General features: G+C 38.9%; 29 protein-coding genes. 18 read left to right on the top strand and 11 right to left on the bottom strand.

Going from position 1 to position 25,044, the window contains the following annotated elements:
• Nucleotide 1: 1 nt before the first annotated feature.
• Nucleotides 2–301 (bottom strand): hypothetical protein, encoded by a 300-nt coding sequence (locus E2L03_RS11370; protein WP_124741653.1) that lies wholly within the window; start codon nt 299–301, stop codon nt 2–4.
• A gap of 183 nt (nt 302–484) precedes the next feature.
• Between E2L03_RS11370 and E2L03_RS11375 the strand changes: the two genes are divergently transcribed.
• The 5 genes from E2L03_RS11375 to E2L03_RS20430 all read left to right on the top strand — a co-directional run bounded on the left by E2L03_RS11375 (nt 485) and on the right by E2L03_RS20430 (nt 3,807).
• Nucleotides 485–895 (top strand): hypothetical protein, encoded by a 411-nt coding sequence (locus E2L03_RS11375; protein WP_134259224.1) that lies wholly within the window; start codon nt 485–487, stop codon nt 893–895.
• Between the two features lie 202 nt (nt 896–1,097).
• Nucleotides 1,098–2,438 carry a hypothetical protein gene (locus tag E2L03_RS11380; RefSeq protein WP_134259225.1) on the top strand — a complete coding sequence of 447 codons (1,341 nt, stop codon included), beginning with the start codon at nt 1,098–1,100 and terminating at the stop codon, nt 2,436–2,438.
• A gap of 42 nt (nt 2,439–2,480) precedes the next feature.
• Complete coding sequence (locus E2L03_RS11385; RefSeq protein ID WP_038478078.1) at nt 2,481–3,128, top strand: TVP38/TMEM64 family protein; 648 nt, start codon at nt 2,481–2,483, stop codon at nt 3,126–3,128.
• A complete protein-coding gene (locus E2L03_RS11390) occupies nt 3,125–3,577 on the top strand; it encodes a GNAT family N-acetyltransferase (protein WP_038478081.1) in 453 nt (150 codons plus the stop codon). The genes E2L03_RS11385 and E2L03_RS11390 overlap by 4 nt, the downstream gene beginning before the upstream one ends.
• A 74-nt stretch (nt 3,578–3,651) precedes the next feature.
• Entirely contained in the window at nt 3,652–3,807 is a 156-nt protein-coding gene (locus E2L03_RS20430) for a hypothetical protein (protein WP_166740283.1), read from the top strand.
• A 38-nt stretch (nt 3,808–3,845) separates the two neighbouring features.
• Here E2L03_RS20430 and E2L03_RS11395 read toward each other — a convergent pair whose 3' ends face one another.
• Genes E2L03_RS11395 through E2L03_RS11405 form a run of 3 tightly spaced genes read right to left on the bottom strand, consistent with a single transcriptional unit; the run spans nt 3,846 to nt 6,816 of the window.
• Complete coding sequence (locus E2L03_RS11395) at nt 3,846–5,324, bottom strand: tripartite tricarboxylate transporter permease (protein WP_051667393.1); 1,479 nt, start codon at nt 5,322–5,324, stop codon at nt 3,846–3,848.
• A gap of 30 nt (nt 5,325–5,354) precedes the next feature.
• Nucleotides 5,355–5,783, bottom strand: coding sequence for a tripartite tricarboxylate transporter TctB family protein (locus tag E2L03_RS11400; protein WP_038478084.1), 429 nt, complete (start codon nt 5,781–5,783; stop codon nt 5,355–5,357).
• Nucleotides 5,776–6,816 carry a tripartite tricarboxylate transporter substrate binding protein gene (locus E2L03_RS11405; RefSeq protein ID WP_134259226.1) on the bottom strand — a complete coding sequence of 347 codons (1,041 nt, stop codon included), beginning with the start codon at nt 6,814–6,816 and terminating at the stop codon, nt 5,776–5,778. The genes E2L03_RS11400 and E2L03_RS11405 overlap by 8 nt, the downstream gene beginning before the upstream one ends.
• A 253-nt stretch (nt 6,817–7,069) precedes the next feature.
• Between E2L03_RS11405 and E2L03_RS11410 the strand changes: the two genes are divergently transcribed.
• From E2L03_RS11410 to aroD, 3 genes are all read left to right on the top strand, one after another.
• Nucleotides 7,070–7,903, top strand: coding sequence for a sugar phosphate isomerase/epimerase family protein (locus tag E2L03_RS11410; RefSeq protein ID WP_095149847.1), 834 nt, complete (start codon nt 7,070–7,072; stop codon nt 7,901–7,903).
• 127 nt (nt 7,904–8,030) lie between these two features.
• Nucleotides 8,031–8,759, top strand: a complete 729-nt coding sequence (locus E2L03_RS11415) for an IclR family transcriptional regulator (RefSeq protein WP_134259227.1) — start codon at nt 8,031–8,033, stop codon at nt 8,757–8,759.
• A gap of 56 nt (nt 8,760–8,815) precedes the next feature.
• Nucleotides 8,816–9,580, top strand: a complete 765-nt coding sequence (gene aroD, locus E2L03_RS11420; RefSeq protein WP_134259228.1) for a type I 3-dehydroquinate dehydratase — start codon at nt 8,816–8,818, stop codon at nt 9,578–9,580.
• Nucleotides 9,581–9,619: 39 nt separating this feature from the next.
• On the opposite strand, the gene E2L03_RS11425 is transcribed toward aroD, so the two are convergent.
• Nucleotides 9,620–9,952 carry a winged helix-turn-helix transcriptional regulator gene (locus E2L03_RS11425; protein ID WP_038478098.1) on the bottom strand — a complete coding sequence of 111 codons (333 nt, stop codon included), beginning with the start codon at nt 9,950–9,952 and terminating at the stop codon, nt 9,620–9,622.
• 129 nt (nt 9,953–10,081) lie between these two features.
• Here E2L03_RS11425 and E2L03_RS11430 point away from each other — a divergent pair, with 129 nt between their 5' ends.
• Nucleotides 10,082–11,140, top strand: a complete 1,059-nt coding sequence (locus E2L03_RS11430) for an LLM class flavin-dependent oxidoreductase (protein ID WP_095149851.1) — start codon at nt 10,082–10,084, stop codon at nt 11,138–11,140.
• Nucleotides 11,137–11,703 carry an NADPH-dependent FMN reductase gene (locus tag E2L03_RS11435; protein WP_124741660.1) on the top strand — a complete coding sequence of 189 codons (567 nt, stop codon included), beginning with the start codon at nt 11,137–11,139 and terminating at the stop codon, nt 11,701–11,703. The genes E2L03_RS11430 and E2L03_RS11435 overlap by 4 nt, the downstream gene beginning before the upstream one ends.
• A 271-nt stretch (nt 11,704–11,974) precedes the next feature.
• Here the strand turns inward: E2L03_RS11435 and pdxR are convergent, their stop codons facing one another.
• Entirely contained in the window at nt 11,975–13,426 is a 1,452-nt protein-coding gene (gene pdxR / locus E2L03_RS11440; RefSeq protein WP_367613690.1) for a MocR-like pyridoxine biosynthesis transcription factor PdxR, read from the bottom strand.
• Between the two features lie 72 nt (nt 13,427–13,498).
• On the opposite strand from pdxR, the gene pdxS reads away from it, so the two are divergent.
• Both pdxS and pdxT read left to right on the top strand, forming a co-directional pair.
• A complete protein-coding gene (gene pdxS, locus E2L03_RS11445; protein ID WP_134259230.1) occupies nt 13,499–14,386 on the top strand; it encodes a pyridoxal 5'-phosphate synthase lyase subunit PdxS in 888 nt (295 codons plus the stop codon).
• A gap of 1 nt (nt 14,387) precedes the next feature.
• On the top strand, nt 14,388–14,963 hold the full coding sequence (pdxT, locus tag E2L03_RS11450) for a pyridoxal 5'-phosphate synthase glutaminase subunit PdxT (RefSeq protein ID WP_055737219.1): 576 nt from the start codon (nt 14,388–14,390) through the stop codon (nt 14,961–14,963).
• A gap of 346 nt (nt 14,964–15,309) precedes the next feature.
• On the opposite strand, the gene E2L03_RS11455 is transcribed toward pdxT, so the two are convergent.
• Complete coding sequence (locus E2L03_RS11455) at nt 15,310–16,806, bottom strand: glycosyltransferase family 2 protein (RefSeq protein ID WP_241741792.1); 1,497 nt, start codon at nt 16,804–16,806, stop codon at nt 15,310–15,312.
• A 316-nt stretch (nt 16,807–17,122) separates the two neighbouring features.
• Nucleotides 17,123–18,421 carry a helix-turn-helix domain-containing protein gene (locus tag E2L03_RS11460; RefSeq protein WP_038478117.1) on the bottom strand — a complete coding sequence of 433 codons (1,299 nt, stop codon included), beginning with the start codon at nt 18,419–18,421 and terminating at the stop codon, nt 17,123–17,125.
• 154 nt (nt 18,422–18,575) lie between these two features.
• Here E2L03_RS11460 and E2L03_RS11465 point away from each other — a divergent pair, with 154 nt between their 5' ends.
• Complete coding sequence (locus tag E2L03_RS11465; RefSeq protein ID WP_134259231.1) at nt 18,576–19,862, top strand: MFS transporter; 1,287 nt, start codon at nt 18,576–18,578, stop codon at nt 19,860–19,862.
• A 141-nt stretch (nt 19,863–20,003) separates the two neighbouring features.
• Here the strand turns inward: E2L03_RS11465 and E2L03_RS11470 are convergent, their stop codons facing one another.
• Nucleotides 20,004–21,185, bottom strand: coding sequence for an MFS transporter (locus E2L03_RS11470; RefSeq protein WP_134259232.1), 1,182 nt, complete (start codon nt 21,183–21,185; stop codon nt 20,004–20,006).
• Between the two features lie 128 nt (nt 21,186–21,313).
• Between E2L03_RS11470 and E2L03_RS11475 the strand changes: the two genes are divergently transcribed.
• From E2L03_RS11475 to E2L03_RS11485, 3 genes are all read left to right on the top strand, one after another.
• The gene (locus E2L03_RS11475) at nt 21,314–22,072 is read left to right on the top strand and encodes a TrmB family transcriptional regulator (RefSeq protein WP_134259233.1); all 759 of its coding nucleotides are present in this window, start codon (nt 21,314–21,316) and stop codon (nt 22,070–22,072) included.
• A gap of 187 nt (nt 22,073–22,259) precedes the next feature.
• Complete coding sequence (locus E2L03_RS11480; RefSeq protein WP_038478130.1) at nt 22,260–22,718, top strand: NUDIX hydrolase; 459 nt, start codon at nt 22,260–22,262, stop codon at nt 22,716–22,718.
• 84 nt (nt 22,719–22,802) lie between these two features.
• Nucleotides 22,803–23,204, top strand: coding sequence for a hypothetical protein (locus E2L03_RS11485; protein WP_038478133.1), 402 nt, complete (start codon nt 22,803–22,805; stop codon nt 23,202–23,204).
• Nucleotides 23,205–23,342: 138 nt separating this feature from the next.
• Here E2L03_RS11485 and E2L03_RS11490 read toward each other — a convergent pair whose 3' ends face one another.
• Nucleotides 23,343–23,528, bottom strand: a complete 186-nt coding sequence (locus tag E2L03_RS11490; RefSeq protein ID WP_038478136.1) for a hypothetical protein — start codon at nt 23,526–23,528, stop codon at nt 23,343–23,345.
• Between the two features lie 122 nt (nt 23,529–23,650).
• On the opposite strand from E2L03_RS11490, the gene E2L03_RS11495 reads away from it, so the two are divergent.
• Together E2L03_RS11495 and E2L03_RS11500 are read left to right on the top strand one after the other, a co-directional pair.
• Entirely contained in the window at nt 23,651–24,019 is a 369-nt protein-coding gene (locus E2L03_RS11495; RefSeq protein WP_038478139.1) for a CidA/LrgA family protein, read from the top strand.
• Nucleotides 24,016–24,702: an LrgB family protein gene (locus E2L03_RS11500; protein WP_038478142.1), complete on the top strand. Its 687-nt coding sequence runs from the start codon at nt 24,016–24,018 to the stop codon at nt 24,700–24,702. The genes E2L03_RS11495 and E2L03_RS11500 overlap by 4 nt, the downstream gene beginning before the upstream one ends.
• Nucleotides 24,703–24,775: 73 nt before the next feature.
• Here the strand turns inward: E2L03_RS11500 and E2L03_RS11505 are convergent, their stop codons facing one another.
• Nucleotides 24,776–25,009: a hypothetical protein gene (locus tag E2L03_RS11505; protein ID WP_038478144.1), complete on the bottom strand. Its 234-nt coding sequence runs from the start codon at nt 25,007–25,009 to the stop codon at nt 24,776–24,778.
• Nucleotides 25,010–25,044: the final 35 nt, after the last annotated feature.

Raw genomic sequence — 25,044 nt, forward strand, 5'->3', positions numbered from 1 at the left:
CTTATGCTTGGTGAAAGAAGACGCTATAAAGGAGATCGAGTAAAAGAAGAGAAGCAAGACTTCCATAAGCGTAGGTTCTTTTTAAGCCTAGGTAATAACACTTAATCGTCTTGGGGATAAGGGCGACAATTAGAGTGGTGGAGCGGGTGTATGCGATTGTAGTAGTGATCGTGTTATCTAACAAGCTGTAATGAAGTGTAAGTAAAAAGGAAACCGCCATTGTGATAACAAACGGAACCCATGCAATGACTTCAATTCGCCACCAAACTTCGCTTTTACTCTTTGATTGGTATTCTTCCATACCCCTTACACCTCCTATTAATTTATAGCCTAATTACATAGTGTTAAACATTCGCAATGGTTATGACGTATGCAGAAAACGAAGAACAGTGACTTGTTATTAGAGGTTTCGTCGATAAGGGAGGAGAACCGATGGATAAATGGAATAGGCTAAACGTAGAAGAAAGGTAAAGGCGGTGTGAACATGAATGTTCAGTTAACCCATGAAGCGCAACAATGTCTAGAAGGGTTTTTACAAATGAAGACAACGTTACATTCGGATACTGAAGAAGATTGGGTCTTTCAAGCTGAAGATGGCAAACTGTATAAGGTTCGAAAGTATGATGGCGCTACCTTTTGCAATAATCAGCTCATTGTTCTACTTTCCTTTAACGAAGATGAAGCAAGGTGGTCTCGCCTTATTTTGTCATTACTGAAGCGATTTCCTGATGGAGTCGAATTCCTTGAAGATGACCCCAATTCTTCTTATTTTTTCGCCTATCAAGTAAAGAGGAGAAAACGGTTAAAGGCAACGATTCAATATAGTAAAGCGAATGGAGCTGTTCGTATTTTAGCATTAGATGAGTGGAAAAAACAACGTAACTATGCAGGTTAATAATTGGGTAGAGGATTTTTAAAGGTTACGTAGAAATCTTATGTAGGAGAGGAGAATGACTGCACCCATTCTCTTCTTTTTTTGAAGGGAAGTCCATATCCATTTACTGTATAACTGCATAACTCCCATATATTCATAGAAAAGATGGTATACTTTTACTTAGATTCTTAGCAGGCGAAAGTAGGAGAGTGCCATTTTTTATTTGTATCTTAGTTTAATCTTACTGCACGTCATAAGTGAATTTTTTGAGCACATTGCTATTCAAAGTATCATCGGCAGCTTGGCCATTGTTATCATTGGATTGAACTTTTTTAAAGTGAAGCGATTATATTTTTGGGCAGGAACGGCTTTCTTTTTTGTTGGTCTTATTTGTGCTTTTCTTTATGTTCCACAAGAAAGAGCGTTTCTTTCTTTATTCGGCTCGATGACAAGTTTATTAGCTTTGCTATTTGTATTGCCCTATATGAGTACCATTATCGCGGTTGGAAAATACGATCGAGCTCTTGGTCAAATGATTCGTAAACCACCGCAATTAACAATGGTGAGATTATATAGACGTACATCATTGATGACCTATATGCTAACGTTGTTTTTAAATGTAGCAACAGTTCCAGTAGTTGTTTCAACGGTGAAAGCACAAGTATCTCAGTTAAAGGATGCATTTATTCAACGTTTTTTTGCCCATAGTATTTTACGTGCGTATGGACTTGTGCTTTTATGGAGCCCAACAGAAGTTCTTGTTGCTTCAACCATTGATATGACTGGAACAAGTTATTTGCTGTTGTTTCCAACGTTGCTAACCATTAGTATTTTATTTATTTCACTCGACTGGTTTATACATAATCGACAATTACAGCATATTGATTTAAAAGCAGCTGTTGAGGAAAACCATAATCCGGCGCAGTTGAGAAAGAAATTATTAGAACTTGGATTTGCCATTACATGCTTTATCGTCGTTCTTTTAACCTTAAATAGCCTTATTCCTCAATCGTTTTTATTTTCGGTTACCGTATTAATTATTCCATTTACATTTTTATGGGCATTTATCATTAAAAAAGGGAAACGATTTTTACTTTTAAGCTCTGCATATGTAAAAGGAAATACCACTCAGCTTCATGGTCTGTTCTTTTTATTTTTAGCGGCTGGCTTTTTTGTGGAAGTCTTTCCTTATACGACACTATTTGATCAAATGGATCTCTTTTTCTCCTATGTTTACGAAACTGGGCCCATTCTTTTATTCTATTTACTTATTGCTTTATGTATTTTTATTTTTGCACTGATTGGATTCCATCCTTTAATTTCCATTGCGATTTTTTCACCATTCTTAGCTGAGGCGATGATCGTGCATCCATATGGTGTTAGTGTACTTTTAATAGGCGTGGGATTAAGCACAGTCATGATTGGACCATTTAATATAACGCCTACCATACTTGCGATGCAATTGCAGGCAAATCCTTATTCGATTATCCAGAAAAACTTATTGTTTGCGTTTGGCTACCTGTTGTTTATTGTAGCTGTGGCAACGGTATTTAGCGTTCTCTGATTCTCTCGGTAAAAGAAAAACAAGTAAGGAAAGTAGAGTGCCATGATCATAAAAATAGCCACAGCCATTCTAATTATCTTATCAATTGTCCTAGTTGCTCAATCAAGTTGGGTGACAGAACTACGAACAGGTGAAGGTCTCGAAGCGAGTGAATTATTTCAACAATCACTGCCATTTTTATTATCCTTGTCTTTTGTGTTATTGGTGGTTCAAAGCATCTTAACGGTTATTCCCCTCGCATTAATTCTAATTTTTAACTATATCTTATTAGGGTTTTGGTTTGCCTATGCATGGAGCCTTGGTACAAGTATCGTAGCCAGTCTATTGTCTTTTTATTTATATCGTTACTGGCTACAGCACGTCTTTCAACAAAAAGTTCGGAAAAATTGGGTTCAAGCCATTGAGCAGAACGGCTTTTGGGTTGTATTAACAAGTCGGCTTGTTCCTGTCATGCCTTCAAGCCTCATAAATGTAGCAGCTGGAAGTAGCCGGATCACAGTAAAAACCTTTCTCTTTGCAACGTTTATAGGCAACAGTCTTTATTTAATGGCACTTTTTTTGTTAATGGAGGGTCTTATTGCTGGAGGGGCGGAATGGTTCCTTTTAATAGGTGTTGTGTTGCTATTGGGCACTATTGCTGTCAAGAAAAAATGGACGAAACGAATGAAAAGTGGAGTGAATGAACAATGACGATTAGACAGTTACATCCAAATGAAGTTGTACCATACGATCTTTTATTGTTAGCAGATCCTAACAAAGAAATTGTGGATAGCTATATTAAGCAAGGGAGTTTCTATGTACATGAACAAAAGGGACAGCACATTGGGTGCTATGTCATGATTCAAACGAGACCAGAGACCATTGAAATTGTCAATGTTGCTGTAAAAGAAGCATTACATGGTAATGGATACGGAAAAGCCCTTGTACTGCATGCCATTGAAACGGCGAAACAGGCTGGTTATAAAACAGTTGAAATCGGAACATCAAACTCGGGTATACACCAAATTGCTCTTTATCAAAAGTGTGGATTTCGATTGGAATGGATTGATCGCGGATTCTTTTTACGACATTATGAGGAAGCGATTTGGGAGAATGGAATACAAGCAGTCGATATGGTTAGAATGGCGATTCACTTTTAATTGAAATTTATGGTTTAAAGACCGAAAAAGGCAGGTATGATAGAGTAGTAGAGGGTCAGAAAGAAGGTTTTAGAATGATTGTAAGGGAGATTGAGCTTTTTGAGCGTGAATTAACTGTTTTAAAAAAAGAGAAGCAAAATAAATTGCTCTATGCCTACTATCGAGCAGAAATTGATAGTCAAATCAACTTATTAAAAGAAGCCGTTTATTTCTATAACGATCATAAGTAAACAAACAAGCCGTAAATGGTAATGGCTTGTTTGTTTTTTTATTGAGCTTTTTTTCGGAAACTTTTTATCGTCGACAAAAGCATAATACTAAAGAGGATGCTTAATACGAGGCTGATAGGTGATGTCACATAGCCAAGAAAGAACGTGCCTAAGTCATGGTGAGCCGTAATCATAGCTGCCCGATACGATTGATCAATTAAGGGTCCAAGTACAATGCCTAAAACAAGGGGCGCCAGTGGAAAACCAAACAATCGTAAGACAAAACCTAACAAGCCAAATCCGATCATCCAATAAACATCAATCATCGTATTGTTAATAGAATAAGCTCCAACCACTATTAGAACAAGGATAATTGGCATAAGGATACCTTTTGGAATGGAAATGACTTTTTTAAATAAATGGATTCCGGTCATCCCAAATACAAGTAGAAAGAGATTCGCTAAAAATAAAGAACCGCAGATGACCCAAAATAAGTCAGGTGAATTCGTAATGAGCAATGGTCCTGGATCAAGTCCGTGTACAATAAGCGCGCCGATGATAACTGCTGTTACTGCATCACCTGGTATACCAAGTGTGAGCATAGGCACAAAGGCACCACCAATCGCTGCATTGTTTGCTGTTTCAGGCGCAATAACCCCTTCATATGCGCCTTCTCCAAAAGGACGACTTGGTTTTTTTATGCTACGTTTAGCGTGGTCATAGCCAAGTAAAGCTGCAATTTCGCCTCCAACTCCTGGCAGTACACCAGCTAGTGCCCCAATCACGGATGTTCGAAGTGTAAGGGGCAAGAACTTGATTAACATAGCTAAAGGCGGAATGATTTTACCAACGACATTCTCTTTATGATTTTTCGGTGTTTTTTGAGAAAGTTGATAGAGAACCTCAGCAAAGCCGAATAGACCAAGAATGGCAATAATGACATTTATCCCGCTTTGAAGCTCGATTAGACCAAACGTTAGCCTAGGGCTAGCTGAAATCATATCAAGACCAATTAAACCAATAAAGACACCGAAGCAGGCAAGAAATATCGACTTAATAAATGCACCTTGACTCATGGTACCGACTAACAATAAACCGAGTAAAGCGAGTAATAGGTAGTCTCTATGAGCGAAATAGAGAGCTATATCAGATAATACTGGAGTGGCGAATACAAGTAGAAGTAAACCAACCATTCCTCCAATAATAGATAAGATTGTAGACAGTCCAATGGCTAACCCTGCTTCGCCCTTCTGCGCAAGTGGATAACCATCAAAGGAAGTAGCAATTTGAGCGGGACCACCAGGCATATTTAAAAGAATGGCAGGGCGAGCACCTCCGTACACACCACCAACATATACCCCAACGATTAGAGCAAGTGCAGATAATGTGTCCCATGAATACGTGAGAGATAAAAGCAAAACAGTTGCCATTGTAACAGAGAGACCAGGAATAGCTCCAACATAAATACCAGCAAAAGTTCCTAAGGCTACGAGAAGTAGAAGCTGATAGTCAAATAGCGGCATAAGAAATTGTTCCATAACGTTCCTCTTTTCTGTAGCGAATTAAAATTAAGGGAAAACAATTTGAAAAACCGTTTGAAAGACAAATACAATGACAACGACAAGCCCTAATGATAGAAGGAAGCTTTTCCATATAGAGAGGGTTCGGAAAAATAGAAAGCTTATACATAAAAACAATAAAGTGGCGATGCTAAACGGAACATAGGGTATGAGAATGATATAAACAAAAACGAGACTAATAAAGCCAAAAAAGTAAAATGAATTTGAAAGCTCATATGTAACGTCTTCTAAAGACTTAAAATGCTGATACGCTAGTATACAAGAAAATACAACCATTAAAAAAGACAGGACGAGGGGTAGAAAACGTCCTGAGGATAGAAATTCGTCATAAACAGGTATGCGCATTGCTTGTGTTACGAAAAGAATGCTAACCGCAATCCAACCAATGTAGAAATAAAATGCAGGAGATTTAATCAAAAGGGTTCTTCCTTTCTTTCTGTGTTTCATTACGAGGAATGGGGATGTTGTAATTGCTTGGATGTTCAGCAAAGCCAGATTGGTAAAGGAACCAGTTTGTTCTTGATTCCCATTCTGTCTGATAGGCTAGCGCCTCATCCCCAGTGAGGCCAAGGGGAATCATTTTACTCCTTTCAATAAACGATTGAAATTCGTCTGTATGAAAAGCCTGTGTAAAGCTATCTCTAAGTTCTTCAATAATAGGTTCAGGTGTTCCTTTCTTTACGTATGCTCCGTAATATGCACCCCAAGGAAGGTGTTCCAAATAATCAGGTGCTACTTCACCAAGAGCAGGCCAATCCCCAAAGTCTTCTAAGCGAGTGTCGTTGACAATTCCTAACACTCGTACTTTATTAGCAAGAATATAATTGTAAGCGGATGGTAATGAAACGATTGATGCTTCAATTTGCTTTCCCATTAAACCGGTGATGGAAGCACCTTCTCCTTTGTAAGGCACCATTGCAAAATCAAGCCCTAACATGCTTGTCACGACACCAGAAGTTCCGACAGGACCTGTTGTGGCCATTAAAATTTTACCAGGATCTGCTTCCGCTTGTTCAATTAAATCGTCTAATGTTTGGAAAGGCGAGTCTGGGTGAACGATGACAACAGGAACGGTTCTAGCAAACAACATTATTGGTTCATAGTCATGATAGCTTAAATCAGATATTCCTGTTGTACGATACAAATTAGGGTTTTCTGCGCCAAATAAGATTTTATATCCGTTTGCTGGATCCTTATGTACATCGTAAGCAGCAATTGAACCAGCGCCACCTTCAACATTTTGCAGGACGATGGATTTACCTAAAATAGGCTCAGTATGTTGGCTAATGACTCGAGCAATAGAATCGGCTCCTCCTCCTGGTCCAAATGGAATAACGCCAGTAATTGAGCGGGATGGGTATGTTTCTGATTCGACACCAGTTGTGACTGGATTGCAGGAAGATAAGAATAAAATAAGAAAGAGGAGTACGAATACTCTTTTAGAAAACATGGAATCACCTCTGTAGCATTTGGAGAGCGTTTTCAATAATGTTCCGTTAAATGGAATGATAATATTGTAGAACGGAAATGTGTAAGTGAATTGTAGCAAACAAAAAAGAACTTGTCATTGTTTTTTTGCAATTCAGCAAAAAACAATCAACAGATAAAGGAAGAGGAAAGTAGTTGACAAATGAATAGATGTATCGCTAGAATTTTGATAAGAAATACTTGTATACTAGTATAAAAATAAAAGGAGGGCAATGATGAAACATCAATTTTCTCTAGCTCATCTCACTGCATTAGAGTGTGCGCCACCCGAATTAACCTATCTAGCAGCACAAGCTGGTTACGACTTTGTGAGTATTCGTCCGATCTATATGGGGTTACCTGATGAACCAAACTATGACTTAGCAACCAATAAAGTAATGTTTAAAGAAACGAAAATAGCCCTTCAACAAACAGGCTTAAATGTGCATGATATAGAATTGGCCAGAGTTCATGCGGACATTGACCCACTTATCTATGAACCTGCGTTTGAAGTGGCGGCAGAACTTGGAGCAAAACACGTCTTAAGTAGTATATGGACAGATGATACAGAGCTTGGTCGTGAAAAGTTTGCTCAGTTATGTGATCTAGCAAGACCGTATGGACTAATTATTAATTTGGAATCAGTACCAATTGCATCTGTGAAAACGCTAAAGGGAGCTATTCATGTATTAGAAGATGTAAAAAGAGAAAATGTAGGATTAATGATTGATGCTCATCACTTCCATCGAGCGGATGACTGTATAGATGATCTTAAAACCATCCCTAAAGAATGGCTTCACTATTTTCATTTATGTGATGCACAAAGAGAAATTCCAGTAAAAAAAGAAGAGATGACACGTATTTTACGAGAAGAGAGGTTGTATATTGGTGAAGGTGGGCTTCCCTTAAAAGACATGGTAACGCGTTTACCTAGTGATATTGTTTTTTCACTTGAGATGCCACATAAGCAAAGAACGAAAGAGTTAGGAACGTTTGAGTATATAAAGAAATGTTTAGAATCTGCAAAAACGTTTGTACAGGAAAAGGATACTCGTATAATAAAAAAGTGACTTGTCTTGTATACTAGTGTTTTTTGAGGTTTTATGGTATGATTTCAGAAATGTTAAATTGGTTATGGTACACTCTTTTTAACAAACGATTATTTAATAGTTGTTGAAAAGGTGGAGACATAGAGTCATGGAAAAACGTGATTCATTACGAACTGTTCGACGAGCACTATCCATTCTAGATTGTTTTTCGTTCCAAAAACAAGAACTTTCTTTAACACAAATTGCAAATGAAATTGAATTAGCAAAGTCGACAACAACCCGATTGCTAACAAGTCTCGAGACAGAAATGCTGGTACAGAGAGATGACAAAACAGGTAAGTATAAGCTAGGAACCAAGTTAATTTATTTAGGTCAAATTGCAAAAGATGCGTATCAACTGAAAGATGTGATGGCACCACTTATGAAGCAACTTCGAGACGAAACATTAGAAACAGTGAATTTATATACAATTGACCGAGTAAAACGGGTATGTATCTTACAGTTTGAAGGGTATCAGCCTCTCCGACATGCAGTTCGAATTGGCGAATTACTACCGCTGCATGCAGGAGCAGGAGGAAAGGTCCTACTGGCTTATCAGTCTGAACAACGAAAGCAGGAAGCTATAAAGGATTTAACAATGGTTGAACAAAACGAACGGTTAGCTGAACTGCAACAAATTAAAGAATCAGGCATAGCTATTAGTATTGAAGAACGTGAAATTGGACTAGCGGCAATTGCAGTAGCAGTCCCGAATCGTGATGGGAGTGTAACCCATTGTTTATCAATCTCTGGCCTTGTTCAGCGATTCTCAAATGAAAAGATAAACGAATTTAAGCAACGTTTAAAAGACGCAGTAGCCCAAGTAGAGCACGCTTAAAAGTAAAGAATAAAGAAAGCGTTTACGATAGAGGGACGTAAAAGAAGGAGAAGAGTATGTCAACAATTATTAAGAAAATGAAAGCTGAGCACATTAAACGTCCATTAATCTGTGCCCCTCTGGTAGGAAAAACGTTCGAAGCAATCAAGGAAGAACTTTTTGTTATTACTAAGAAGCAGCCTGGACTCATTGAATGGCGTGTTGATTTCTTCGAAGAGATTGATAAGACTGAATCTGTTATTGAAACAGGGAAATGGATAAAAGAGAACGCGAGGGGGATACCTGTATTATTTACAAGACGTTCAAATCGTGAAGGGGGACAACCCATCACCTTAAGTGAGGAAGAAGTAACCGAACTATATGTCAGTGTCTTAGAAGCGGATATTATTGATGCTGTTGACGTGGAGTTAAGCTGCCCGAAAGAAGCGAAAGAAACCATTCTCTCACTTGCTAAGGACAAGGAGATACAAACAGTTATGTCGTTTCACGATTTTTCAAAAACACCGAAAAAAGAGGAACTGCTGGATGTTTTAAAGCAAGCACAAGAAGAAGGTGGGGACGTAGGGAAAATTGCATTAATGCCAAAGTCCCTTCGTGATGTATTACTTGTAGCTGAAGTAACAGAAGAAGCAAATCGAGGACTAACGATTCCTATCATTACGATGTCAATGGGTCCTAAAGGAGCCCTTTCTCGTCTAGTTGGAGGTGCTTTCGGTTCTGCTGTTAGTTTTGCTGTCGGTCAAACGGCTTCTGCACCAGGACAAATCCAAATTGATCAACTTGAAAAGGTACTCGACGTAATTGACGCCAGTCAAGAATAAGAGAAAAACATGTTGCCTATGGAAGGGAACATGTTTTTCTTATTTGCGTGATTGCTTATAGAGCAAGTGGTTTTGACCCCAAGTGTGCATGGCTGTAAAAATCGGCTCTAACGTCTTCCCGTATGTGCTAATCGTATATTCAACTTTTGGCGGAATTTCTGGATAAACGTGCCGCTCAATAATGTTTTCTTCTTCTAATTCTCTAAGCTGTTGTGTAAGTACTTTTGGGGTTATAGTCGGTATAACCCGTTGAAACTCACCAAAACGTGTCGTGCCATTGGCTATTAAATGAAGTAATATGAGTAGCTTCCACTTGCCGACAAATATCTCCAACGCCTGATTTACTTGGCATTGATCAGGTATGATATTCATAAAATGACTCCTTTAGTATACTTTTGTATACCTTCTTTCATCAAAGTACGTACTTTTAAATGTGTTTATCATAAGGCAAAATGAAAGAAGATACAAACAATGTAACTTAATGAAGTGAGGAGGATTTCCATGAATCGCATAAAAAAAGAAAATGGTTTGGAATTCGGTATTTATACGCTAGGAGATCATCTTCCGAATCCACATACAGGAAAACGTATTTCTGCCCAGCAGCGCCTTCATGAAATTATTGAATTTGCTAAGCTTGCAGATGAAGCTGGCTTAGATTTTTTTAGTGTTGGTGAAAGTCATCAAGCTTACTTTGCGACGCAGGCACATTCCGTTGTACTCGCGGCAATTGCACAGGCAACAAAAAACATAAAAATCGGTAGTTCTTCTACGATTATTAGTACATCTGATCCAGTTCGTGTATATGAAGACTTTGCAACGATTGACTTAATTTCAAATGGACGAGCAGAAATCATTGCAGGCAGAGCTTCCCGTGTAGGTCTATATGAGCTTCTTGGTTATGATTTGCGCAACTACGAGGAATTATTTGAAGAGAAATTTGACTTACTAAATCAGATTAACAAAGAAGAGCGGGTTACATGGAACGGTGAATTTCGAGCTTCCCTTAGCGATGCTGAGGTTTTACCTCGACCATTAGAAGGGAAAATGCCAATTTGGCGTGCTGTTGGAGGCTCGCCTGCAAGTGCCATTAAAGCAGGCATTGCTGGTGTGCCGATGTTTCTTGCTCACTTGGCTGGTCCGACAGAAGCGTTTAAACGTTCAATTGATGCGTATCGCAGTGCATTAACGCAAAGTGGTTATAATCCAGATGAATTTCCAATCGCCACAGCTGGACTTTTCTATGCCGCGGAAACGACCCAAGAAGCTCAGCGTGCCTATTATCCTTGTGTGAATGAAGGGATAAAATTAACGAACGGATCTGGTTTTTCAAAACGAGCATTTGCACAAGGAGAGGATGTACGAGACGTATTAAATGTCGGCAGCCCTCAGCAAATTATTGAAAAAATTCTTTATCAATACGAATTGTTTGGCCACCAACGTTACATTGCTCAGCTTGATTTTGGTGGAGTACCATTTGATGAACTAAAGAAAAATTTAGAGCTTATAGCAACAGACATTCTTCCTGCTATTCGGAAATATACAAAGGAGGGATCGGCATGAAAATCGTTGCATTATCGGGATCGGTTGTCGGATCAAAAACAAGAACGATAATGAATGAAGTCGTTCGTCAAATACAAACCTATGATGAGTCAACAAATGTCACGCTCATTGATTTAGCTGAACATAACATTCAATATAGTGACGGTCGTCAGTTTATTGACTATACAGGAGATACTGGATATGTGGCACGTACAATAATGGATGCAGATGCACTTATTATAGGAACCCCTATATTTCAAGCGTCTATCCCTGGCGCATTAAAAAACATATTCGATTTGCTTCCTGTAAATGCTTTCGAGAATAAAGTCGTAAGCATTGTTGTAACAGCTGGTAGCTCAAAACACTATTTAGTAGCAGAGCAACAGCTTAAGCCTATTTTAAGCTATATGAAAGCACAGCTTGTTCAAACCATCGTGTTCGCTGAAGAAAAAGATTTTCAGCAGAAACAATTAGTGAATGATGATGTTGAATTCCGTATTGGTCGACTTGTTGAAGATACTCATCTCTTAACGAGAACATTTAAAAAAATACAAGAAGAAGCAGAAGACGCATACGGATTTTAAATGAGGCTAGGACATAACGAAAAGTAGTATTTGAAAAGACGAATAGATATGCTGAGTAGCACCGCTACAGGAGAATCCTTCGCTTTCCGGGGACACGGCCTCAGCCTCCTCCGTGGAAAACCACCACTCCAGAGTCTTCAGACACGTGCTGATCCCCCAGGAGTCTTCGGATTCTCCTTCCGCTAATTTTCATATAAAACAAACGACGAACGTTCCTATTTTCAGGAATGTTCGTCATTTTGGTCTGTCCATCTACTTTTGTCCCAGCCTCTTATTTCATGTATTTCCATGCGTGAAGGACTGTCGTAACAGCTTCTTCCAGTTGTTCCTCTGGAATACTGGCAAAGCCAAGCACAATACGGGGATGCTGAGAAACTTGTTGTTCAATCGTATAGTGCGAGAGCGGATAAACCTTTACTTGCACATCGTTTGCAGCTTGAACAAGTTCTTCTTCACTCATACCGTTTTTAATCACAACGACAATATGGAGTCCAGAGCGCTCACCAATAATTGATAATTGATTTTCATACGGCTTCATGGCTTGTAAGACAATGTCACGCTTTCGACGGTATAGTTTTCGCATACGGTTTACATGTTTTTCAAAATCTCCAGCTTGCATAAATAAAGTAAGAACATGCTGATCAATTCGAGAGACGGTAGAGTGATGAAACGAAAACAGATTGTTATACCGCTCTATTAATGTTTGTGGTAACACCATATAGCTTAGCCGAGCGGATGGAATAAGTGACTTCGAAAAACTGCCAACATAGATCACTTTATGGTGTTTATCCATACTTTGAAGAGACGGAATGGTCTTACCACTATAGCGAAATTCACTATCGTAGTCATCTTCAATAATGAAACGGTCGTTCTTTTCCTCTGCCCACTTTAACAGTTGTTGACGTCGGTTGACAGATAAAACCGCTCCATAAGGGAAGTGGTGGGAAGGGGTGGTGTACATAATGTTCACAGGTGATTGAGTAAGTGCCTGTACATCCACGCCTTCTTCATCAACGGTAAATGGATAAAATTCATGTGGATGATGACGTAATAGTTTACGCATAAGTTGATAGCCAGGGTCCTCAATGCCATAAACACTTTTCTTACCAAATAAAAGAAAGAGTTGCTGCACTAATGTCTCCATTCCAGCACCGATAACCACTTGCTCCCATGTGCACTGGACACCGCGGGAATGATAAAGGTAATTGGCAATCTCTTGTCGAAACGGTTGGTCGCCTGAAGCATGTCCAAGTAAAAGTAACTGTTGATTCGATTGGTCGACAACTTGACGTACGTATTTTCGCCACTTATCAAATGGAAAATAGCGTGTATCAATATGCGTAGGGTGAAAGTTGAAACGAATAGGTGGTGAATCTGCTACGCTTGTAGTTGTATGTTGGGATGAAACAGGTGCATAGTCAAGCTGTTCGTATGCTTGTACAAAAAAACCTTTCCGTGGGAGCACTTCCACATACCCTTCCGCAACAAGCTGGTTATAGGTCGATTCAACGGTATTTTGACTTACTTTTAAAAATTCAGCGAGCTTTCGTTTTGATGGAAGTTTTGTACCGTGATCAATTCGACCAGAAGTAATTTCTTTTTTTACATGCAAATAAAGCTGCTCATAAAGAGGTGTTGTTGCCTCTCGGTCTAAATGTACCCATAGTAAATCCATTTTTTCGTCCCTCTCATCTGAACCCATTATTTTTTTGAAAACTGGCACTTACAATACAGTCAGTTTCTTTTTATACTATGAAATAAATCTGAAAAATGCAATCAAAAAGGAGTGGACAAGATGGAACGTATGTTAGGAACAGATCGAGTGAAACAAGGAATGGCGCAAATGCAAAAAGGTGGCGTCATTATGGACGTTGTTAATGCAGAGCAAGCGAAAATTGCGGAGGAAGCAGGAGCGGTTGCAGTTATGGCACTAGAGCGTGTACCATCAGATATTCGTGCAGCAGGTGGAGTGGCTCGTATGGCTGATCCAACGATTACTGAACAGGTACTTCAAGCCGTCTCCATTCCTGTTATGGCAAAAGCGCGCATCGGTCATATTGTAGAAGCGCGAGTTCTTGAAGCAATGGGTGTAGATTATATTGATGAAAGTGAAGTGTTAACACCAGCAGATGAGGTTTATCATTTGAATAAACGCGACTTTACTGTACCATTCGTATGTGGCGCTCGTGACCTTGGCGAAGCTGCGCGTCGGATTGGTGAAGGGGCATCTATGATTCGTACGAAGGGAGAACCAGGTACAGGAAATATTGTAGAGGCCGTTCGTCATATGAGAAAAATGCAGGCTCAAATTAAACAAGTGATTCATATGTCAACAGATGAATTAATGACAGAAGCAAAAAACATTGGTGCTCCATATGAAATTCTACTTCACATAAAAGAAACTGGTCAATTTCCAGTTGTAAATTTTGCAGCAGGCGGAGTGGCAACACCTGCAGATGCGGCATTAATGATGGAGCTTGGCGCAGATGGGGTGTTCGTTGGCTCAGGTATATTCAAATCAGAATCACCAGAAAAATTTGCTCGCGCGATCGTAGAAGCGACGACCCACTACAAAGATTATGATTTAATTGCACGACTTTCAAAGAATTTAGGAACAGCTATGAAAGGGCTAGATATTTCAACAATTGCGCCAGAAGAACGTATGCAGGATCGTGGCTGGTAGTATGGTGAAAGTTGGTGTACTTGCTCTCCAAGGTGCGGTGAGTGAGCATATTAAGATGATAGAGGAGAATGGTGCTGTTGGTGTTGCTGTAAAGCGGGTGGAGCAGCTAGAAACCATTGATGGCCTTATTATTCCAGGTGGCGAGTCAACAACGATGCGGCGTCTTATTGACAACGATCATTTTTTTGAGCCACTAAAAGCATTTGGAGAAAAGGGAAGGCCTGTTTTTGGTACGTGCGCGGGCATGATCTTAATGGCTCGCTCTCTTACCGATCAAAAAGAGGGACACCTAGGTTTTATTAATATGGTCGTCGAACGAAATGCGTTTGGTCGACAACGAGAAAGTTTTGAAGCGCATTTATCTGTAATGGGTATTTCAGAATATGTAGAAGCTGTCTTTATTCGTGCACCTCTTGTTCAGGAGATTGGAGAAGAGGTTGAAGTTGTAAGTGAGTACGATAATGAAATTGTAGCAGTGCGACAAGGTTCCTTTCTTGCATGCTCATTCCATCCTGAGTTGACGGATGATCCAAGAATGCATCAGCTCTTTATTCAAATGGTAAAAGAATATAAATGAGGCTGGGACAAAAGTAGATAGACAGACCAAAATGACGAACATTCCTGAAAATAGGAACGTTCGTCGTTTGTTTTATATGAACATTAGCAGAAGGAGAATCCGAAGACTCCTGGGGGATCAGCACGTGTCTGAAGACTCTGGAGTGGCGGTTTTTTCACGGAGGAGGCTGAGGCCGTGTCGCCGGAAAGCGAAGGATTCTCCTGTAGTGGTGCTACTCAGCATATTTTAGACTATTCGTCATTTCAAATACTACTTTTCGTTATGTCCCAGCCTCTCTTTTATAAAAAGTTTACTGTTGTAATGAGGGTACTGTTACTAAATGGTCTATTGTAAGAGTAAAGATCGATTAGGCACGGTTTGATTTTCTTAATGTCCACAGTTGATGAATCATAATAACTGTTACAAGAACCGTAAGATAGGTTAAGATTTGCCAACCGAGCTCAAGGTAGGGAGTAACGACATCTTGAATCGTTCGGTTTGTAAAAAATGACCGATAATAGATAGAGACGAATATAAGAAGAGCTAGTAAAAGGTTAACGAGGAAAAGCCCCTCCACTAATTTACTTTTTGTTTGGCCTTTTTCGGCACTATATTGGTTGTGCCAGCCATCTTTTTTGTTTTTCGAAAGACGATCTTTCCACACTTGAATAAAGGTCATAAGGTTGGCCCAAAGATAGATTTCACTTGAGATAAGCGTTATCGCTAGCAACACATCAATTGGGCGCCGCATAGGCGTTTTTAATGCTAAAATTAAATTTAATAATGAAGCCACGACAACAGGAATAATCCACAACCAACTCCATTGAAATTGATCCGTCATTAAAGCTAAAGGAATTAAAATGATTAACAGGACTCTGATGAGTAAATCAAGCAATCGACGAAGCTGAGAGCCCCACATCCTGAATATATGAGAGCTTGACACATTTAACTCTCGATTGGTTAATAGCTCAACTGTGCCTGACGACCATTTAATGCGTTGTTGACGGAACGTGTGATAAGATCTCATAGAATCAACAAAACATCGTGCCGACGGGCTTATTAACGTTTTCCACTTTGCTCGCTGAAGTTGCCATGTTAACAACATATCTTCAACGTCACTATCGTCTTGCCACGGCCCATCTAAATTATTGCGATTAACAACGTCTTGCAGGGCTTCGGGTCGGAACAATGTGCCTTGCCCCCCTAATACGTATGTGCTCCCACCTTGATATTGCAAGGAGAGCAACCAGCTTGTCATATCTTGTTTTTGCTGGTGCGTCCACCATCTTGCTATCGGTCCTCCATATAATCCGCTTTCTAACTTTTGCTCATAATAAGGATCATCTAAAGACAAAAGACTTTTCTTTCTAGGCATACGCATTGTGTATTTTGCCATAACGCCGCCAATATTACGGGCACTCATAAGATCGTCCCAAAGTTGCTTTAGTGCTCCTGGAGCAAGACGACTATCGGCATCCATACCTAAAATCGCTTTTATAGACTGATTGTATTTTTCTTGATAGCTAGATACATGGTATTCATATAGGCTAAGAGGATCACCATACAAACTTTTCCATGCCGCGTTAAGTGCACCAACTTTCCGCTGGCTATTATTCTCGGTCTTTAGAATAATGACCGTTAACTTTAAGTCTTCACCTGCTTGAATCGCTCTCTCGATTGTTCGATCTGTGCAATTATCTGCAATAACAATAATATCAAGCAATACATGTTGCGGCAGTACTTGATCAGCCAATCCTTCTAAGCAATCTCGAATTGATTTTTCTTCATTATGTGCAGGGATGAAAGCAACAATCCTTGGCCTCATAAATGCGCCATTCATTATTGGTACATACTTTTTAACCATAGCGCACCCCGTCTAATATCCTGTTTTAATATCTTGATCAAGATATTAAAAGGTTCTTTGTGCCTAAATTGTAGCTGATTTTAAATGAATTAAGCAATAAGAATTTTTATTTTGTGTATAAATAGGTAAAAAGTAACGTTTTTAAACAGTTAACAAAAAAGGAACTTAATAAAGAACATTATCAGGCTGCTAAGATGAAGCCTTCCGTACGATGTTTCATTTAGTTACTTGAATTCCTTTTTCAACCGAGAGTAGACAATGTAAGAATATCAAGTGCTCCATTGGCGCATAAAAAAGAAGCTGGAAGACCAACTTCTTACATTCCCTGATAGATATCATCGTACGCTTGCAGTATAAACGATTTATGATAGTTAATTGCATAGTTTTGTTTTAGGATGCTTTCTTTTGCTTTTGTTGCATGAACGCGAGCTTTATCATCCTCGCCTAATTTTGCGTAACATAATGCTTTATAGGCATCTGCTGTTGTGAGCATTGATAAATCCAGTGAATGAATACGGAATGGATAGTCTTCAACAGAGGGTAAATACAAAAGGGACTCTTTATAGCGTTCAAGCTCGTAGAGCGCTTGACCACGAATATACTGAAAGAGTGTCATTAAAGGGTTATTAGTTGCTACGTAATGTTCACCTTTATCAATTACTTCTAATGCTTTAATAGGATTGTTTTCAATCCAGATAGCCACTTCTGCTCTATTAATGGCGTGAACACTTTTTAAATAATCATCCTCCAATAACTCTGTTAATAGATGATGCTTATGCAAATAGTAATTGACCTCTTTTTCGTCTTTGGCTAGCATTGCAAAATGGATAGCAAAGCGATAATATTCATCTACCTTGTAAAATTGCCGTTCTTTAATAGCAAACGTGAGTGCTTCCTTTAACCGTTTTCTGCCTAGATCTGTTTTTCCCATAATCATAAGCAACGCTACCTCTTGAAAATTCCACTTTGATAAGGTGAAAGCATCAAAGCCCTTAATCTGATCAGCGTATGCTACTTGCTTCTTAGTAAACAACTCTATTGCTTTTTCATATTCTAATTCAAAAGTAAGGTGTTGAATATAATCAAGTGCCGTATTTGCCGCGTCGTCTAGGAAAGAAAGTTCGTTAAAGCGTTGTTCGGCATTTTCAAAATAAACCCGCCAATTATTTTCATCAACGGTAGAGTTCACCGTTTTCTTTTCTAATAAAAAAAGACCGATATCTGTTTGATGGATAGATTGGCTTGTATAAAAATACGCCTTTCCTAAATCCCTAACGAAATGTGCAGCTTCATACGTATGAGGCAACGTCATTCCTGCAAAAGGGGTAAGGATGGATGAAACTTCATCGTAGCGATGATTGGTTAATAAAGCTTTTAATTGGATAATTAATGATCTTAAATCTGCTTCAGTAATGACATTCACATCTGCTAATAACGATTGAGGATCTGTCTCAAGGGCTTCAGCAATGTGAGTAAGGCTTTCCATAGAAGGTTGGGCCTTATTATTTTCTATTAAACTTAACATGCCTTTTGTTAAACGCCCTTCAGCCACTTCTGCAAGGGTTTTTCCACGTTGCTTGCGTAATTGCCGGATTCGTTCTCCTAATGTACTCATATCGGATCGCCTTTCTTTCCGTGTTTCATATCATTATAAAAGATTGAGAATAAAAATAAAAGTTTAATATTATTAAACTTTTGCGTTGCTCTTTTTCATTTTCTCTGTATATAATAAGTTTAATTAAATTAAACTTATTAGAGGGGTGCTTGGAATGGATGTAAAATTAAAGCGTGCAACGTATCATTTATGGACTTTTGCGTTTAGTAAGTTTATCTCGTCGTTTGGAAATAGTATTTATGTTTTTGCAATGAGTTTATTTATTTTAACAATGACAGGTTCTGCAATGAATTTTGCTATTAATATGATTTGTACAATTTTGCCGAGGACCATTCTTGCACCAATTGCTGGTTATGTAGCGGATCATTTTCCAAAAAAAGTGATCGTTCTTTCCTCTCAAGTGGTTTCGCTTTTAATTGTTTCTGGATTACTCGTTTATATGGTGACGAATGGTTTATCGGTTTTAGCTATTTATGCAACAACGGTTTTGCTGACCATTTCGCAAATGTTTACCGGAGTAGCGTTTACTTCTTCTATTACGAGGCTAATTGATGAGGGACGAATTCAAAAAGCAACAGCGATTAATCAGATGGTCGTCTCATTTTCAACAATCGGGGGACCGATTATTGGAGGAATGCTTTTTGCCTTTTCGCCTATTCAAGTATTTTTAGTGATTTTCATTATTGCGTTTTTCCTTGCTGTTTGCGTGGAAGCGACAATGGATTTTACACTTTATGGGTCTGAGCGAACAAAGGAAGAGAAGAAGGAGAACATGTGGCAAGGAATGAAAGCGGGTTTTCTCTTTATTCATCAGCAACCGATTATTCGTTCAATTGTTGGAATCGCGCTTGTTGTTAATTTTTTTACTGGGGCATTATTAATTGGTGTACCATTTATCCTTGTTGAAATTTTGCAAGTAGACGCCCGTCACTTCGGTATCATCGAAGGTATTTTAGCAGGAGGAGCATTACTGGGAGGCGTTTATTTTTCAATAAAAAAAGATGTGGCATTTCCGTTACTGAATGTAAAGCATGGTCTACTTGCTTTTTCGTGTTTAATGACGCTATTCGTATTACCGTTAATAGTCTTAATTCCTTATAATGGGATAGTGATTTTTTATAGTATGGTTATGCTACTTATTGGCTTTTCGATGACATATGTGAATACACCAATCGGTGTTTTACTGCAAAAACGGGTAAGTGACCAGTATAAGGGCAGAGTATTTGGCATTCTAGAAACAGGCGCTACTTCACTCATGCCACTTAGCTTTATACTATATGGATTTATTTATGATCTCTTAGGTCCGATCGGAACTCTTCTTCCTACAGGGATTTTCCTTTTATGTGTAACCCTCTATATGTTGCGAAAGAAAATAATCTTATCGGCTCATCCTGAGTTAAATTCTCCAAAAGCAAAAACGATAGAAAACTTGTATACATAACGATAAGTGCTTTTTTGCGTGAAAAGAAACAACGCAACTAGTTATGAAAAAGCTGTCATACGTGGATTTGTCACGGATCAGGTTTGAAGAGAGTGATTCAATAGAAGTAAAGCGTGATACAGTAAAAAGCCAATTGACTAGTCAATTGGCTTTTTTTAACGGTAAGTCCGTTTCTTTAGGTTTTGGTTGAAGAGATTTTTTCATAGACAATCCCACTACAATCAAAGCGAGAAAAGCGAAGATACTACCAACAAAAGCATTCATTTCAACGGTGCTCCTCTCAATGACAATTCCGCCACTCATGGAACCAAAAGCAATACCAAAATGAAGCGCAGAGTTATTTAAACTTTGCTGAATATCAGATGTTTGCGGTGCAGAATGGATGAGATAACTCTGCATCGCCGGAGTAATTGCCCAGCTTAATAAACTCCAAACCATCATGACAATAATAAAAAGGGGCATAAATGCTGTAGTAAACGGTATGGAAAAGAGGGATGCCGCGAAAAGGGCGATGATACCAATAATGGTTTTCTGGGGGCCAAATCGATCGGAAAGCAAGCCACCAATACCTCCGCCAATGATAGCGGCAATACCAAACAGAAGATACATAATGCTAATCCAATTTCCATCAATACCAATTGATTGTAAAAAAGGTGTTAAGTAAGCATAAAGTGTTAAGTGACCTGCCAGGAATAAAAAGGACGTTAGTTGAATGAGTATAACTTTCATGTTTTTTAATGATTTTAATTGCTGAATGAGGGGAACACTTGGCTTTGGTTTAATCTTTTCCATAAATAGCGCAACAAATAAAATGGATAAACTTGTTAAAAGAACTATCAGGACAAAAGGCGCTCGCCATCCAAAAGCATTTCCAAGTAGCAAACCAACAGGAACACCTAAGACTAGAGAAGCACTAACGCCCATAAAAACAATTCCTATCGCGCGTGCACGATATGGTTCACTAACAAGGTTAGATGCAATGGTTACGCAAAGTGAAATGAGAAGCGCTGCACTCATTGCGGAAATTATTCGAGCAATGAGTAAAACCCAATAGCCAGAACTCATTACAGCAAGGACGTTTGCAAATAAAAATACCACTAAGGTAATGAGCGTTAGCTTCTTTCGTTCCACTTTTGCTGTAGCGGATAAAAGAATGGGACCAGAGATCGCAAACACAAATGAAAAAATGGAGATCAGCATACCGACTTGTCCTAATGTAACGTTTAAATCGGACGCAACTAAATGTAGGATGCCGCCTAAAATAAGTTCAACAAGACCAACGACAAAAGAAACGATGGTTAGTAAGTATACACGTTTATTCATAAAACACCTCTCATAATTATGTTACCACTAGAAGAGTAACATATAAGTAAATCTCTCTACAAGTGGAAATGTTTATAGAGTTTGGTCTATCCTAAAGAAAGAGATAACAAGAAGGAAAGGTTGATTAGGTGCTACAACAATTTGGATTCACCCAATATGAAAGTCAAGTGTATACATCATTAATCACAGTCAGCCAGCCTTTAGATGCTACGGCAATTGTGAAGCGCTCAGGTGTACCGCGTTCGAAAGTATATGAGGTTATTACAAAACTGATTGAAAAAGGACTTATTCTTGAAGCCTTTGTGGAGAAAAAGCGGCAGTACACTGGATTACCAATGGAGGCTTTAATAGAAAAACTAACGACAAATTTTGAAGCCAATATTGAAGAACTAAAGAACATTGAAGTGGAAGAAATGGAAGTTGATGATCGAGTGTGGACATTACGAGAGGATCAATCCATCTTGTCTATAATGAAAGACCTAATGGAAGGTGCCAAACAATCGATTCATTTATCTCTTTGGGCAGACGAAATGAAAGCTCTTCTTCCTTTACTAGAGGAAGTGTACAACAGCGGACGAGAAGTGCACTTACATGCAGTTGGATCAATCCAAACGGTCATTCCCAATACATCTGTCTTAATCCCAACCCAAGGACATGATTCTTTAGAAAGAAGTCGAATCCTCATTGTAGATGAAAAGGAAATGATTTTTGCAGGAATTGAAGAGCATGGTTGGCAGGCAATTCGAACCCAATCAAAACCACTTGTGACATTTTTTACAGAATTCTTTTATCATGATGTAGTGCTTACAAAAATTACGCAACGGTATCATGAGCTCATTATGAAAGATGAAGAAGTAAGGGACATGCTGTTAAAGTTAAAATATTAATGAATTTCACACCCTGTTGTTCAAGCGGTAATGTTTTGTTCAATAAGACATTCAAGAAGATGGTAACGGGATAACAAAGAATACAATTGGAATACAATTGCAGTACGTCATCATTTTCCGGAAAAGCGCAATGACCATAGATGGTTGTCTTTAGCCTTTTGTTTTAACCTAGAAAGGATGGTATCCGATGGATTATATCAAGATGATTCGTAACAAAGTAGGATCAGATCCAATCATTCTTAATTTTGCTGGAATTTGTGTAGTGAACGAGAAAGGACAAATTCTTCTTCAAAAAAGAGGGGATTGCAACCAGTGGGGATTTCCTGGTGGCGCCATGGAAATAGGTGAATCTCTTGCAGAGTGTGCTAAAAGGGAAGTATTAGAAGAGACAGGACTACATGTTGAAATTGACTACCTTATTGGAGTCTATTCCAATTATTTTACGACCTATTCTAACGGTGATCAGGCTCAGACCGTCTTGCATTTCTTTAAAGGTTACCCCGTTAAAGGTAGCCTAAATGTAGATGGAGTTGAAACAGTTGAACTTGCTTTTGTTGACCCTGAGCATGCGCCGCCTCTTTTTAATCAACAGCATAAGGATTGTTTAGCTGATTATCGAAGCAACGAGAAAGGACGTTTTCGGTAAAAGATTAAATGGACTTCCCAAGCAATATTTTAGAATGGCGAACATAAGATAATGATACAACACTCTTATTGGGAGGGGTGTGTCATGGCGAAAAATAAGGGGACTGGTAAAAACAATTACACTGATCCCCATGAACAATATTTAGAAAGCCTATTAGAGTTATCTGAAGATATGATTTATCTCGGTACGATATTAAGTACGATTTCTTCTGCGTTAGGGTTTATCGGCGTCACCATTGCACGTGATATTTCAAGACAACGAGATGCCTCATCAAGCGTTGAACAAGAGGCAGAAGAAGCGGCGACATTCTTTGCAGCTGAGGCAACGCAAACTGGTGGACTTAGGGGGCCTGTTGGTGATCAGCAGGAATATGCCATGTATTTGTATACACAAATGAGGCAAATGCAAGGGGAGTTAAACCGGGTGCATAAAGAGATGAAGAAGATGCAAGAGCAATTTAATCGTTGGCACCGGCCATCAAACTAATGGCATTGATGAATAAGGTGACACAAAAACTTTACATGTATTTTTTGATAACGTTAAAGATCCAATGGTCAGCTATATCAACCAGTAAAAGGTGAGCGAGAGTGTCGTCATTGACATTCTCGCTGTTCATTTCTATTCTTATAAAAGAAATGCGAGTAAAACGACAAATGCTAATGCAATGGGAACAAGTAAAAAATAAAGCCAAGAAAATGTTTTAATACTTCGCTCACTGCTGTAGCTTGTATCTGTCCGGTTCATCGATACGAGGGTAAGCACAAGGCCAGCGATGCAAATACAAGCGGCGATTAGAAAGACAGGTAACATGGTAGAAGAGCCCCTTTTTAGTCGAAAACATGCTATGATGCTAGCAGGTTCTTTTTATCAAAGCTTATCACATTGTCTTACCTAAATGAAGGAGGGAACCTGTTACAATTCAACAGGGAATTATGAAAATTATACAGCTTTTGCTACAGGTTCTATTTTTATATGGACTCTCCGTAATTGGAGATTTCTTATCCCGTTGGTTGAATCTCACTATTCCAGGTTCAATCATTGGGTTTCTTTTATTGCTTTTATTATTAAGTACCAAAATCATTCCAGAAAGCTGGGTGGAAACAGGAGCAACCGCATTATTGTTTGTGCTACCCCTTTTGTTTATCCCGTTTAATTTAGGGGTTATGCAATATCCTGAACTTCTATCAACGACTGGTTTTCTTCTATTCTTATCTGTAATAGTCAGTACGCTTCTTTCCATGATAGGCATTGGGCATTTCTGCCAATGGTATGAACGAAATCGAGGTGAGTGGGACGGATGATGTACCCAATAGTAGCTGTAGCCATTGTTATTGCTACGGTTGTTATTTATTTCTTGTTTCGGAAGCTGTACTTACGCTATCCTTACCCCATTCTGTTGCCTGTCGTCACATCTACTGTGTTCATTTTACTCATCTTGCTATTCTTTAATATATCGTATGAAGACTATTTAATTGGAGGAGAATGGCTAAGTCGGTTAATGGGACCGGCTATTGTGGCACTTGCGTTTCCATTGTATAAGCAACGGGTCCTTGTTTTACGTTATAGTGTCATGATCGGTGGGGCAGTACTCATTGGTGTATTCTTAGGTTTCAGTACCGTTTATGGACTGGCGCTCCTATTTCAATTCAATGATATCCTTGTTGCGACAGTGCTTCCAAAATCGATTACAGCTCCTGTAGCAGTGGAAATCTCTGCGGCCTTACACGGATTGCCCCCATTAACGGCAACATTTGTCCTTGTAGCTGGCTTTAGTGGCATTCTCATCGGACCATGGGTCATGCAAAAAGCAGGTATAAGGAGTCTGTATGGTAAAAGCATTGCACTCGGGGGGGCATCTCACGCCATGGGGATTTCTAAAGCAGCAGAGTATGGAAACATTCCTCTGTCAATGAGTTCCATTGCTATGACGTTAAGTGCAATTGTTGCATCGCTTTTCATTCCTATTTTCATTTGGATCTTTTAGAGAGGGTGTGTGAAAACACACTCTTCTTTCAATTAAAAAGTTCCATTAGCTTTAGCCAATGGAACAGAAATTCCTATACTTTTTCTAACACATACGCTTTCTTAGATCGATATTCCTTCTCGCCATTATCTGAAGAATGCTCAAAGAACCCATTAAAGCTTTGAATGACTTTAAATTCCCGTTCGGGATCAGAAAAAAGGTGGTTTTCGTTTGAAGAAAGAAGAACAACCTCTTTTTTATTTACAAATTGATCTAGGTCTGTGGCTTTATAATGCACGCCAACGTCTAATGAATGGTATGTTGCCATGTCATCTCCTTCTTAAGCGGTTTTTGTTCCTATAT

The organism is Shouchella oshimensis (assembly GCF_004375095.1).
Classification (GTDB): domain Bacteria; phylum Bacillota; class Bacilli; order Bacillales; family Bacillaceae_D; genus Shouchella; species Shouchella oshimensis.